Origin of the sequence: Leifsonia araucanica, from assembly GCF_051161895.1 — a bacterium.
Classification (GTDB): Bacteria; Actinomycetota; Actinomycetes; order Actinomycetales; family Microbacteriaceae; genus Leifsonia.
Map to the genome: position 1 here is coordinate 1,843,790 of NZ_JBMBTW010000002.1, position 12,414 is coordinate 1,856,203.

Genomic DNA, 12,414 nt, shown 5'->3' on the forward strand with positions numbered 1-12,414 from the left:
GGCCCTTTTCAGGCGGTGGCCTCAGCCGGGCCGCCTACTCCCATTCGATGGTTCCCGGCGGCTTCGACGTGACGTCGAGCACGACGCGGTTGACGCCGTCGACCTCGTTGGTGATGCGGTTGGAGATCTTGGCGAGCAGGTCGTACGGCAGGCGCGTCCAGTCGGCGGTCATCGCGTCTTCGCTGGACACCGGGCGCAGCACGATCGGGTGACCGTATGTGCGACCGTCGCCCTGCACTCCGACCGAGCGGACGTCGGCGAGGAGCACGACCGGGCACTGCCAGATCTCGGTGTCGAGGCCGGCGGCGGTGAGCTCTGCGCGCACGATGGCGTCCGCGTCGCGGAGGAGGTCGAGACGCTCGCGCGTGACCTCTCCGACGATCCGGATGCCCAGCCCTGGGCCGGGGAACGGCTGGCGGCCGACGATCTCCTCCGGGAGGCCGAGCTCGCGGCCGATGGCGCGCACCTCGTCCTTGAACAGGGTGCGCAGCGGCTCGACGAGCTCGAACTGCAGGTCTTCCGGGAGGCCGCCGACGTTGTGGTGGCTCTTGATGTTGGCGGTGCCCGTCCCCCCGCCGGACTCGACCACATCCGGATACAGGGTGCCCTGCACGAGGAAGCGGATCGGGTCGCCCTCGCTGGCCGCCTCGGCGATCAGGTCGGCCTGGGCCTTCTCGAAGGTGCGGATGAACTCGCGGCCGATGATCTTGCGCTTGGTCTCCGGGTCGCTCACGCCGGCGAGCGCGTCGAGGAACTGGTCCTGCGCGTTCACGGTCACCAGGCGGATGCCCGTGGCCTTGACGTAGTCCTCCTCGACCTGACGGGCCTCGTCCTTGCGCAGCAGGCCGTGGTCGACGAACACGCAGACGAGCTGGTCGCCGACGGCCTCGTGCACGAGCGCGGCGGCCACGGCGGAGTCGACGCCGCCGGACAGGCCGCAGATGACCCGGCCGGAACCGACCTGGGCGCGGATCGCGGCCACCTGGTCGGCGATCACGTTTCCGCTGTTCCAGTCGGCGGGGATGCCGGCGGCGCGGTGCAGGAAGTTCTCGAGCACGGCCTGGCCGTACGCGGAGTGCTTGACCTCGGGGTGCCACTGCACGCCGTAGAGCTTGCGCTCGTCGTTCGCGAAAGCGGCGACCGGGGTGGAGTCGGTGGACGCGAGCACCTCGAAGCCCTCAGGGGCCTTGGAGACCGAGTCTCCGTGGCTCATCCACGCCGTCTGCTCCTCGGGCTGGCCGTCGAGCAAGACGCCCGCGTCGCTGATCCGCACGGCGGTCGAGCCGTACTCGCGCTGACCGGTGTGCGCGACCTCGCCGCCGAGCGCCGTGGCCATCACCTGGAAGCCGTAGCAGATGCCGAGCACGGGGACGCCGAGGTCGAAGATCGCCTCGTCGAGCTGCGGGGCGCCCTCCTCGTAGACGCTGGACGGGCCGCCGGACAGGACGATGCCCGCCGGACGCTTGGCCGCGATCTCGGAGGCGGTGACGGTGTGCGGCACGATCTCGGAGTAGACGTTCGCCTCGCGCACGCGCCGGGCGATCAGCTGCGCGTACTGCGCGCCGAAGTCGACGACGAGCACCGGACCGGACGGGTTGGCGGAGTCTGCGCCTCCGAGCAGGTCGGAGAATGCTGGGTCAGTGCTAATTTGATGCCTCCACGAGGGTCGCTTCCTCGGCCTCACGGCCGGCCAGATAAGACTTCACCTGCTTGGTGATGCGGGTTTCCACGAAGAACGACAGGAACGGGATGACGCCACCGAGGGCGATCGCCACGAACTTCGTGAAGTTCCACCGCATCAGGCTCCACAGGCGGAAGTCGGAGAACAGGTACACGACGTACAGCCAGCCGTGCGCGATCAGGATGCCCGTGCTCAGGTCGACGCCCGTCGGCGTCACCGGGTCGTTCACCGGAACCAGGGCGAAGACGCCGTGGTTGCCGAACGCGAAGAGCTGGTAGCCCATCCCGTACTTGATGACCATCTCGAGGCAGAGCAGCAGCAGCATGATGCCCGTGATGTATGCGAACACCTGGTAGAACCGGAGCGCCCCGCGGATCTTCGGGAAATCGGCGAGCTTGGGAGCGAGGGGCATGGGTCTATTCTACTTTCCCGAGCGGGGCGGCCGTTCCGGCGGCGAGCTCGCGCAATTCGTCTTCCTTCTCCTTCGCGTCCTTCACCAGGCGATACCAGAAGAAGACCGCGAATCCGGCGAAGATGATCCACTCCGCCGCGTAGAAGATGTTGAGCCAGTTGAGCGTGCGCTCCTGGATGGGCGGGGGCGAGTCGATCTTCGTCAGCCCGGCGGGCGGCGTCTTCTCGACGACGTATGCGGAGTACACGTCCATGCCGTCCACACCGGTCCAGAGGTTGTAGAGGGCGGCGACCGACATGGTGGTCATCGCCGTCGGGTGCTTCTTGTCGCTCGGGACCTCCGGCCCCTCTGTCGGCAGCAGCCTGCCGACGATCTCCTGCTGGGCGGCCGGCTCATCGGCGAGCCGCGCCATGACCGACTTCGCGGTCGCTTCGTCGGCGGCCCACCCGCGCGCGACGGCGAGGGCGACGGGACGCGCGCCCTCCTCGGCGCCTGGCACGGTCGCGTGCGCGACGACCCACCAGCCGGCGGTTCCGTGGTTGAGCCTGCCCTGCACCAGCTGATAGTCGGTCGGCACGAACGAGCCGGTCACGCTGATGAGCTGGCCGGTCGCCGTGTCGGCGATCGGGCCGCCCGGCTTCGCCACCTTCGCGAGCGGCAGCACGGTCTCGCTCGGGATCTCGACGACCTTGCCCGCCTCGACGGCGCGTTCCAGCTGCCACTGGCCCAGCCACGCGAATCCACCGGCCAGCAGCAGCGCGAAGACGAGTGCGCCGATCCACCGCGGGCGCAGCATCATCTGGAACAGTGTGGTCTCTCCACTGCCGCTGGTCGTGCTAATGGCTCAGTCCCGCTTTCGGTCGCTGCTGTCTTCGTGCATGGCCTGCTCGACGACGCGGTCGATGGCCTGCCGGGTGTCGTCCGATCGCGCCTCTGGGTCGAGGTCGGCTGTCGCCGCCTCCACGAGCGCGATCTCCTCGTCGAGCATCGGATCGCGCTCGGGTTTCTTCGTGCGCTTCTTCTTCGGGCTTTTGCCGGTCCGGAGAATCATCGCACCGATCTTCTCGGAGTTTGCTGCGAGCACGGGCCCGAGGACGGCCATGATCAGCACGTACAGGCCGGCGAACGGCTGGATGCGCTCATCCAGCCCCGCGCTCAGCGACAGCGTGGCGAGGATCAGCGCGAACTCGCCGCGGTTCTGCAGGATGACGGTGGTGTTGATGCCGGCCTGCACGCCCATCCCATTGATCCAGGCGACGAACTGCCCTGCGAGGATGTTCAGCACGATCGTCAGCAGCACCGCCAGCAGCACGGGGACCACGACGGACGGGAACTGGGCAGGGTTCAGCGCGAGGCCGAAGTTGAGGAAGAAGAACGCGGCGAACACGTCCCGCAACGGGATCGCGATGTGCTCGATCTTGTTGCGGTACTTCGTCGCGCCGAGCACGAGCCCGATGAGGAACGCGCCGATCGCATCCGTGACGCCGAGGATCTCGCCGATGCCGGCGAACAGCACGGCGAAGCCGAAGAACAGGATGGTGAACAGTTCGTCGTCTTTGGTGCGGAACAGCTTGGACACGTACCGGCCGCCGAACCGCGCGATCGTGAACATCACCACGAGGAAGGTGAACGCGATCGCCAGTTTGGCGACGATCGGCCAGAAGTCCGTCTCGCCGCTCAGCACCACGGAGACGATCGCGAGGTAGATCGCGATGAAGATGTCCTCGACGACGGTGACGCCCAGGATCATCGGCGTCTCTGTGTTCGCCAGGCGTTTCAGCTCGATCAGCAGCTTGGTCACGATCGCACTGGACGACGTGGCCGTCATTCCGGCGATGATCAGGGCTTCCCTGGTGCCCCAGCCGACCATGAAGCCGAAGATGAGGCCGACGCCCATGTTCACGACGATGTACGAACCGCCGGAGATGATGAGCTTGCCGAAGTTGCCGAAGAATTCGTCCTGATCGAACTCCAGCCCCAGGTTGAACAGCAGCAGGACCAACCCGAAGATCGCGATGAGCTCGATGTAGTTCGACTCGAAATTGAGCGGGAACCACCCGGTGTGCGGGCTGGCGAGCAGCCCGACGAGCATGTAGATGGGGATCGCGGGGAGACCCACCAGCTTGCCGAGACGCCCGAGCACGTATGCCACGAGCAGGAGGACGCCGAGAATGATGAGGTCTTCGCCGAGATGCATGGCTACCCCCCAGGCGGTGCGTCGACGGTGGCGCGGACGGGCAGCTCACCGGTGCGGAAGAATGCGAAAGCCTTTGCCACCTTCTCCGGCGACCCCGCGACGACGAGCGTGTCGCCGGGGAACACCTTGAAGTCGGGAGCCGGCGCCGGGTTGGCGGACTCGCCGCGCACGACGGCGACGACGGTCAGCCCGACCATCCCGCGGTCGGCGGGGCTGCCGAGCTGCTGCCCGGCGATGTGGTCTTCGTAGTCGACGCTGAACCAGTCGATGCTGAGGCCGGGGATCTGGTCGAGCGCGGTGAGCGACTCGGTGATCTGCGTGCCACCGAGCAGCTCGGCGAGCGTGTGGGCCTCGTCGTCGTTCAGGCGCAGCGAGACCTTCGTCACGTCTGCACCGTCTTCGTGGTCGGAAAAAGTGATGAGGTCGCTGTGACCGGACCGGTGGGCGATCACGCCGACCTTTCCGCCATCGTCTGTGACGAAGGTATGCAGCACCCCGACCCCGGGCAACTTGACCCGTCGAACGTCAACCATGTTCCGTCTCCAACCGACTCACGTGGAGCTACAAGCCTACCGGAGGGCATCTGTGCGTGAGCCCTGGACCAGATCGTGGAGCGAGGTGGTCAGTGGCGTAGTGCGTCACTCGGCCGGATTCGCGCGGCACTGATGGCTGCCAGCATCCCACCGATCGATCCAACAACGATCCCGCCGACAACCGCGCCCGGCGCGAGTGCCAGATCGAAGACGGGAGCCCAGCGTTGCGCGATGGTCACGATCAGAAGACCTCCCACTCCTGTCGCCAGTCCGACTACCCCGCCGACCGCGCCAAGCATCACTGCCTCCACGATGACCTGCCAGAAAAGATGCGACGCCCTCGCTCCGATCGCGCGCCGCAACCCGAACTCCTGCCTGCGTTCCATCACGGCAGAGACCATCGCGTTACCTAAACCGAAGATTGCTGCGATGACGGAGATGCCGGTAAGGACGTAGAGCAGACTCTGGACATCGGCTTCCACCTCCGCCCGAAGATCGCTCGGGTCTGTCGGTGCCGTTACTTCGACTCGTGACGGTAGGAAGGGATCGATTGCGAACGAAATCTGCTTTGCGACTTGCTGCGCTGCACCTGCACGTGAGACCACGAGGGCGACCACTCGGTCTGAGCGGCCGAGCGCGGCTGAATCCTCGTTCGAGACGATCACGGCGTTCGGAAGGTGCGGAAGCCGAGACGAAGAGTTGATTGTCCCGGCGACGACGAACGGCTGGGAATTGATTGTCACGACCGGGCGGAGGTCGGGGGAAGCCAGTTGGAGACGCTTGGCGAGAACGCTTCCGACCAGCACGTGACCAGTTTCGAGGCGCTCGACTCCGTCTGCCCAATCCAGGTCCGCTCGCGCTGCCTCCGCTATCTCGGGCGTCGCACTGTAGCCGACCACCTCAATCGGCTCTCTCGTCGTCGTCGCTTGCGCTGTAGCCGGTGAATGAGTAGCGAGCAAGCCAGCAGACTCCACGCCGCTAATGCGCTCGATGTCCCTGAGCGTCTCGCCCGTTCGCTGCGACGAGCGCGGCGTCCATTCCGCTTTCACGTCTCGATTGACATGCGCGTCGAACGTGTCGCGCACCTGAGCCTGCGATGACTGGGCAACGCCCATGGTGCCCACCGCGAGAGCGACTCCGAGCGCTACTGCGGACACGAGGCCGACGGACCGCGCTACACGCGACGCCAGTGTAGAGAAAGCATCCCCGATGAGGTCAGCAATTCGAAGGCGGGACGGGCGTCCCGGCCCGCCTGGGCTAGGGCGAGGCTCCGGGAGTTCGAAAGCACCCGTCGTCGATCTCTCCGTGAGGCGGCCGTCTACCATGACGACGCCGCGGCGCGCTGACTGTGCAACCTCCGGTGAATGTGTGACGAGGACGACAGTTGCACCAGACCGATTCACCTGCTGCAGGGCAGCGACGACGCTCGCTCCACTTTCGGAATCAAGATTGCCCGTCGGCTCATCGGCAAGCACGATCGGCGCGCCCGACGCTAGCGCACGCGCAATCGCCACACGCTGACGCTCGCCCCCTGAAAGATTCGCCGCTCGTGTGAACGCGAGCGATTCGATTCCGAGCGATGCGAGTGACTCCAGAGCGCGCTTCCGTCGTTCCGTCCGGCGAAGGCCTCTGTACAGAAGTCCCAGTTCGACGCTGTCGATCGCCGGCCTTCGGTCCAGGAGATGAAAACTCTGAAAGATGAACGCGAATGTGTCAGAGCGGAATCGCGCCAGGTCTTTGCGGGAGAGAGAACGGGTGTCGACGCTGCCGAGCAGGTAGTCACCGGCATCCGGCGTGTCAAGCAGTCCGATGATGTTCAGCATCGTCGACTTGCCGCCGCCCGAGGATCCCTCGATCGCTACGAACTCGCCCGGCGCGACGGAGAAGTCCAGTCCAGAAAGCACGTCTCGGTTCGGAGGAAACGCCTTCGAGATGGATCGGAGAACGACTGCGTTCTCAGCCGACTCGGACAACGTCACCTGCCTTGAGCGCCCCCTGCTGCGACGGTTCGATAGCGCTGCGTCCTTCCAGCACCGCCTTCTCGGTCACCGCGACGCGGCGAAACGATCCGTCTGGTTCCCGCTTGAGAACATGCGATCTGCCACCGGACTCCGCGACGACGGCGCTCGCGGGAACCTGAAGCGCGGATCGAGCGAGGATCGCAACGACGATGGATGCGTGGTGACGTTGACTTCGGTAATCATCGGCGATTTCGCCGCCCAGCGTGAGCGTTACGCTGGTGCTACCGGTACTCGTCTTCTCGCCTTCGTCTGAGTTTCCCGTGCTCGGCGCGACATCCGACACCTCCGCGGTCACGGTGTCTCCATTCGGCAAGGTGATATGCGCGGGCATTCCCGATGTCAACTGTGACGCCGCGGAGTCGCCCACCTCGGCCCGGGCGACCAATCCTCCGAACTCAAGCGCAAGCGCCGTCTCAGTGCTAACGACGGTTCCTACCGATGGAGTGCTTGCGACGCGCGCGGGGAGGACAGGAGACACCAGCAACTCTGACATCGGGACGACAGGAGTTCGAAGGGATTCGGGCACCTCTACGTCGGAAGTCGGCGTTTCCGTTTCGGGTCCTGAGACCGTCTTTGCAGGACTGTTCGCCGTCGGAGCGGGTGGCGGAAGCACGAGCTTGTGATCCGCCGCCTCATAGAGGGATTCCACAGCGCGCATCGTCTGCCTGCCGAACCGCCCGTCATCGTCAATTGGATATCCCGCGACAGCGAGGCTCCGTTGCAGCTGAGCGACATCCGGGCCTTCCATACCGAGGGCGAGATCCCGGTAGAAGGGAAAGGTTCCGACCATTGCAAAGATGGGCCGCCCGTTCAGGACGGTTACCACGTCGCCCGCCTTGAGGGTGGCCCCCGGCACCGACTGTTGATCGGTGACTACGACGAGGGAAGCATCCCTCGGCTGGGGAAGGGCGAACGACTGGGTTGCCTCCGCGACGAGCGCGATCGGCACAGTGACGATCCGCTCGAGGTCGCCTTCTGTCACTTCAGCGACGATCGGCTTCGGGGCAGGCGGACGTGCGGCCGCTTCGCGCTGTGCGGGAGACTGCAGGATCGACGCCGCCAACCATCCGCCGGAGATGAGCAGTACGCCAACAGCAGCCCCTGCGATGACGAGCAGCCGACGCAGACGCTTTGTCATTCGGTCGCGTTCCCGCTGTGGAGTCTGCGCACAGCATCCGCCCAGTCGTCCTGGATCGCCTTTCTAGCACGCTCCAGTTCGTCAGCATGCTTGCGCACCTGTTCGCGCTGTTCGTCCCAGGATGCGTCGTAGTACGCCTGAGAGAACCCGCTCTCCCGACGGCACTTCGCATCCTCCGTCGCCGTCTCGATCTCTGCGCTCGAAGCCGTCGATCCGGCACTCCACATCGACGTCAAATCTCCGCCCAATATGCCGAGCTTCTCCCTCATTGCCTCCGTTGGCATATCGATCGGCGATCGTGGGACTTCGAATGAAATCTTCGGTGTCAGACACGTCCGCCACCGCTTCGCCGCCGCTTCAACTTCCTCGGAAGCGAGAGCGACCGCATCGGCGTCCATAGCAAGGCTTGTCGCTCCCTGGTACTTCGTCACTGCGAGCGGATACTCCTTGTCCGCTCGCTTGTGACAGGCGTCAAGCGTGTCGGCGTATGACGGCGACGCCTCTCCCCGGGTCGTCGAATACTCAATCGCCTCGCGGCGATCCGCCTCGTAGGATCCTGGGGGTGGAGCCGGGCGATAGCCCCATTCGGATGCAATCGCAACGGAGAACAGTTTCCGCCCATACCGCGTAGATGTTTCGCTCCCTCTGGACTCCGGATCCACGATCGCAACCTTGTACTCTTCGCCGCTGTCAACCATGCAGGCACGAACAATCGCGCTGCTGACCGCCGACGCGACAGTGAAGTGCATCTCAGTCGGACGGTACTCGTCGAGCGGCATGACCCACTGATCGAGATTCTTGTCGGGAAGCCCGGGCGTCGTCGTTGGCCCTTCTGCGCCGGAGCAGCCGGCGAGCACGATGAGCAGAGGCGCAACGCCGGCTATCGCGTAGAGCGATGACCGGCGCCCATTCGCGAAGACCATCTAGACGAACTTGCCCGACGAGATACGGTCGTGGAACTGCTTGGTCACGACGCCGGCCGCATCGTGGATGTTGCCGTCATACTTCCCGACACCCACGAAGACGTAGTCGCCGCCGTAGTTGGGATGCTGGTACCACATAACGTTGCTGGAGCCACCGTTGTTGAACAGCGACGATGCAGACTCCGCACCGCTGATATTCGTGCCCTCGTACTTGCCGTAGGCCTTGGCATAGTCGTCCATCCAATACTGGAACTTACTGAGACCGAGCCCGTTGCCGGCGGTCTCGTACATCGTGTCCCTCCAGATGCACGCGTAGTACTTCGGGCAGTGCGATGTGGCGGCCGAGGCGGGGTCGGTTGCGATCACTGAAAGGGTTGCGGCGGCCATAACCGTTGCGCTCGCCGCGACGAGCTTCTTGAATCGAGACATTCTTCTCCTTGGTGGTGCTCCCCGTGATATTGAAAATCACAGGGTGAAACCCACAGTACACCACTAGAAGAATCTAAAACTCCACCTTCCGGATTCGAGCCCTACTTCGCCTACTTCGCCTACTTCGCCGTCTTTGGCGACTTCTCCGCTTTCAGTGCCGCGGCGTCGACATCCACGATGTCCGGCGCCTCCAACCGGATGCGGTCGGCCGATTCGTCGTCCGGCTGCAGCTGGCTCGCGCGTTCGGCGGCGACGCGTTCGAGGTAGGTGCGCACCTCGCGCTCCTCGCGCGCCTTGTCCCAGCCGAGCACGCCGGCGAGCAGCCGCGCGGCGACGGGGGCGGCGGAGACGCCGCGGTCCCACGCTTCGATCGAGATGCGGGTGCGCCGGGCGAGCACGTCTTCGAGGTGCAGCGCGCCCTCGTGCGACGCCGCGTAGACGACCTCCGCGCCGATGTAGTCGTCCGCGCCGGGCAGCGGGTTGCCGAGCTCCGGATCGTCGCGGACGAGGGCGAGGATGTCTTCGGCCATCGTGCCGTAGCGGTTGAGCAGGTGCTCGATGCGGGCGACGTGCAGGCCGCTGTCCGCCGCGATGCGCTTGCGCCTGTTCCAGGCCGCCTGGTATCCCTCCGCGCCGACGAGGGCGATGTCCATCGTCGCGCTCGCGGGGATCTTGCCGTCGAGCGCATCCACGGCCGCGTCGATCGCGTCCTTCGCCATGATGCGGTACGTGGTCCACTTGCCGCCGGCGATCACGACCAGGCCGGGCACGGAGTGCGCGACGAGGTGCTCGCGGGAGAGCTTGCTGGTCTCCTCCGACTCCCCGGCGAGCAGCGGCCGCAGCCCGGCGTACACGCCCTCCACGTCCTCGCGGGTCAACGGGATGCCGAGCACCGCGTTCACGTGCGCCAGCAGGTAGTCGATGTCCGCGGCCGTCGCGGCGGGGTGGGCCTTGTCGAGGTGCCAGTCGGTGTCCGTGGTGCCGATCAGCCAGTGCCTGCCCCACGGGATGACGAAGAGCACGCTCTTCTCCGTGCGCAGCAGCAGGCCCATCTTCGACTGGAACCTGTCTCTCGGCACGACCAGGTGGATGCCCTTGGAGGCCCGCACCTTGAACTGGCCGCGCTCCCCCACCATCGCCTGGGTGTCGTCCGTCCACACACCGGTCGCGTTGACGACCTGCTTGGCCCGGATCTCGAACCGCTCCCCGGTCTCCAGGTCGTGCGCCTGCACGCCGACCACGCGCTCGCCCACCTTGATGAAGCCCTCGACGCGCACCCTGGTGGCCACGTGGGCCCCGTAGTGCGCTGCGGTGCGGGCGAGGTTCGCGACATAGCGCGCGTCGTCCACCTGCGCGTCGTAGTAGGTGATGCCGCCGACCAGCGCGTCGTTCGCCAGGCTCGGGATGGCGCGCTGCACCTGCCGCTTGGACAGGTGACGGTGGTGCGGAACGCCCGGCGGGCGGAGGCCGGTGTAGGAGAAGATGTCGTACAGCATCATGCCGGCGCCGACGTATGCCCGCTCGACCACCCGCTTCTTGAGGGGGTAGAGGAAGCGCACCGGCTTCACCAGGTGCGGGGCGATGCGCTGCAGCAGCAGGCCGCGCTCGATCAGCGCCTCGCGCACCAGGCGGAAGTCGAGCTGCTCCAGGTACCGGATGCCGCCGTGCACGAGCTTCGACGACCTGCTCGACGTGCCGGAGGCGAAGTCGCGCGCCTCGACCAGTCCGACGCTGAGGCCGCGGGTGACCGCATCCACCGCGCTGCCGGTGCCGACGATGCCGCCACCGACCACGAGGATGTCGAGCTCGGTGTCTTTGAGCGCGGCGATCGCGTCTGCTCGCTCTGCGGGGCCGAGCCGTGACGGATACGTCACGGCGGGGTTGGACGCGGATCCTTGTGTGACCATCGTTCTCTCCCTTACTCGGCCGCCTTCGGCCGACGTCTTATTGCGCTCGGTACGGCGCGACGACGACCTCGACGCGCTGGAACTCCTTCAAGTCCGAGTATCCCGTGGTTGCCATCGAGCGTCGAAGGGCTCCCACCAGATTCGCAGAGCCTTCGGCGACCGGGGCCGGGCCGTAGAGGATCTCCTCGAGCGGGGCGACCTGGCCGACGGAGACGCGGTTGCCGCGCGGCAACTGCGAGTGGTGCGCCTCTGCGCCCCAGTGGTATCCGCCGCCGGGGGCGTCCGTCGCCCTGGCCAGCGTCGAGCCGAGCATGACGGCGTCCGCACCGCAGGCGATGGCCTTGACGATGTCGCCGGAGCTGCCGAGGCCGCCGTCCGCGATGACGTGCACGTAGCGTCCGCCCGACTCGTCCATGTAGTCGCGGCGAGCGCCGGCGACGTCAGCGACCGCCGTGGCCATCGGAGCGTGGATGCCCAGGGTCGAGCGGGTGGTGGACGCCGCGCCGCCGCCGAAGCCGACGAGCACGCCGGCAGCACCGGTGCGCATGAGGTGCAGGGCGGCCGTGTACGTGGCCGCGCCGCCGACGATGACGGGCACATCCAGTTCGTAGATGAACTTCTTGAGGTTGAGCGGCTCGACGCTCTTGGAGACGTGCTCGGCGGACACCGTCGTGCCGCGGATCACGAACAGGTCGACGCCGGCGGCGACGACGGTCTCGTAGAGCTCCTGCGTGCGCTGCGGAGAAAGCGCTCCGGCCACGGTGACGCCGCCCTCGCGGATCTCGGCCAGGCGTGCCGTGACGAGCTCCGGCTTGATCGGCTCCGCGTAGATCTCCTGCATCCTGGCCGTCGCCTTGTCGGCGGGGAGGCCGCGGATCTCGGCGAGCAGCGGCTCCGGGTCTTCGTAGCGCGTCCAGACGCCTTCGAGGTCGAGGACGCCGAGGCCGCCGAGCTGGCCCATCATGATCGCGGTGGTCGGAGAGACGACGGAGTCCATCGGCGCCGCGAGGAACGGGATGGAGAACTGGTACGCGTCGATGGACCACGACACCGACACATCCTCGGGGTCGCGGGTGCGCCGGCTCGGAACCACGGCGATGTCATCGAAGGCGTAAACGCGGCGAGCGCGCTTGGCGCGCCCGATCTCAATCTCCATACTCACTCGTTCAGTCT

The 12,414-nt window shown here is 66.3% G+C and carries 11 protein-coding genes; all 11 read right to left on the bottom strand.

Annotated features, from left to right (window positions below; genetic code table 11):
- Positions 1-34: 34 nt before the first annotated feature.
- The 11 genes from guaA to ACN6M5_RS08870 all read right to left on the bottom strand — a co-directional run bounded on the left by guaA (position 35) and on the right by ACN6M5_RS08870 (position 12,397).
- Entirely contained in the window at positions 35-1,621 is a 1,587-nt protein-coding gene (gene guaA / locus ACN6M5_RS08820) for a glutamine-hydrolyzing GMP synthase (protein WP_085370252.1), read from the bottom strand.
- Positions 1,622-1,643: 22 nt separating this feature from the next.
- Positions 1,644-2,093, bottom strand: a complete 450-nt coding sequence (locus ACN6M5_RS08825; protein ID WP_085370226.1) for a DUF3817 domain-containing protein — start codon at positions 2,091-2,093, stop codon at positions 1,644-1,646.
- A gap of 4 nt (positions 2,094-2,097) precedes the next feature.
- A complete protein-coding gene (locus tag ACN6M5_RS08830) occupies positions 2,098-2,892 on the bottom strand; it encodes an SURF1 family protein (protein ID WP_434949337.1) in 795 nt (264 codons plus the stop codon).
- A gap of 45 nt (positions 2,893-2,937) precedes the next feature.
- Entirely contained in the window at positions 2,938-4,290 is a 1,353-nt protein-coding gene (locus ACN6M5_RS08835) for a cation:proton antiporter (protein ID WP_434949338.1), read from the bottom strand.
- A 2-nt stretch (positions 4,291-4,292) separates the two neighbouring features.
- Positions 4,293-4,823 carry a cation:proton antiporter regulatory subunit gene (locus ACN6M5_RS08840; RefSeq protein WP_085370229.1) on the bottom strand — a complete coding sequence of 177 codons (531 nt, stop codon included), beginning with the start codon at positions 4,821-4,823 and terminating at the stop codon, positions 4,293-4,295.
- Positions 4,824-4,912: 89 nt separating this feature from the next.
- On the bottom strand, positions 4,913-6,802 hold the full coding sequence (locus ACN6M5_RS08845; RefSeq protein ID WP_434949339.1) for an ABC transporter ATP-binding protein/permease: 1,890 nt from the start codon (positions 6,800-6,802) through the stop codon (positions 4,913-4,915).
- Positions 6,780-7,982, bottom strand: a complete 1,203-nt coding sequence (locus ACN6M5_RS08850; protein WP_434949340.1) for a peptidoglycan-binding protein — start codon at positions 7,980-7,982, stop codon at positions 6,780-6,782. Before ACN6M5_RS08850 ends, ACN6M5_RS08845 begins: the two co-directional genes overlap by 23 nt.
- On the bottom strand, positions 7,979-8,905 hold the full coding sequence (locus tag ACN6M5_RS08855) for a hypothetical protein (protein WP_434949341.1): 927 nt from the start codon (positions 8,903-8,905) through the stop codon (positions 7,979-7,981). Before ACN6M5_RS08855 ends, ACN6M5_RS08850 begins: the two co-directional genes overlap by 4 nt.
- A complete protein-coding gene (locus ACN6M5_RS08860) occupies positions 8,906-9,334 on the bottom strand; it encodes a peptidase inhibitor family I36 protein (RefSeq protein WP_434949343.1) in 429 nt (142 codons plus the stop codon).
- Positions 9,335-9,453: 119 nt separating this feature from the next.
- Complete coding sequence (locus ACN6M5_RS08865) at positions 9,454-11,241, bottom strand: glycerol-3-phosphate dehydrogenase/oxidase (RefSeq protein WP_434949344.1); 1,788 nt, start codon at positions 11,239-11,241, stop codon at positions 9,454-9,456.
- 37 nt (positions 11,242-11,278) lie between these two features.
- Positions 11,279-12,397, bottom strand: a complete 1,119-nt coding sequence (locus ACN6M5_RS08870; RefSeq protein ID WP_168690924.1) for a GuaB3 family IMP dehydrogenase-related protein — start codon at positions 12,395-12,397, stop codon at positions 11,279-11,281.
- Between the last annotated feature and the right edge of the window lie 17 nt (positions 12,398-12,414).

Excerpts from the sequence above, each read along its gene's own strand:
- ACN6M5_RS08825 (WP_085370226.1), bottom strand. The coding sequence starts at position 2,093 with ATGCCCCTCGCTCCCAAGCTCGCCGATTTCCCGAAGATCCGCGGGGCG.
- ACN6M5_RS08830 (WP_434949337.1), bottom strand. The coding sequence starts at position 2,892 with ATGATGCTGCGCCCGCGGTGGATCGGCGCACTCGTCTTCGCGCTGCTG.
- ACN6M5_RS08835 (WP_434949338.1), bottom strand. The coding sequence starts at position 4,290 with ATGCATCTCGGCGAAGACCTCATCATTCTCGGCGTCCTCCTGCTCGTG.
- ACN6M5_RS08840 (WP_085370229.1), bottom strand. The coding sequence starts at position 4,823 with ATGGTTGACGTTCGACGGGTCAAGTTGCCCGGGGTCGGGGTGCTGCAT.
- ACN6M5_RS08850 (WP_434949340.1), bottom strand. The coding sequence starts at position 7,982 with ATGACAAAGCGTCTGCGTCGGCTGCTCGTCATCGCAGGGGCTGCTGTT.
- ACN6M5_RS08855 (WP_434949341.1), bottom strand. The coding sequence starts at position 8,905 with ATGGTCTTCGCGAATGGGCGCCGGTCATCGCTCTACGCGATAGCCGGC.
- ACN6M5_RS08860 (WP_434949343.1), bottom strand. The coding sequence starts at position 9,334 with ATGTCTCGATTCAAGAAGCTCGTCGCGGCGAGCGCAACGGTTATGGCC.
- ACN6M5_RS08865 (WP_434949344.1), bottom strand. The coding sequence starts at position 11,241 with ATGGTCACACAAGGATCCGCGTCCAACCCCGCCGTGACGTATCCGTCA.
- ACN6M5_RS08870 (WP_168690924.1), bottom strand. The coding sequence starts at position 12,397 with ATGGAGATTGAGATCGGGCGCGCCAAGCGCGCTCGCCGCGTTTACGCC.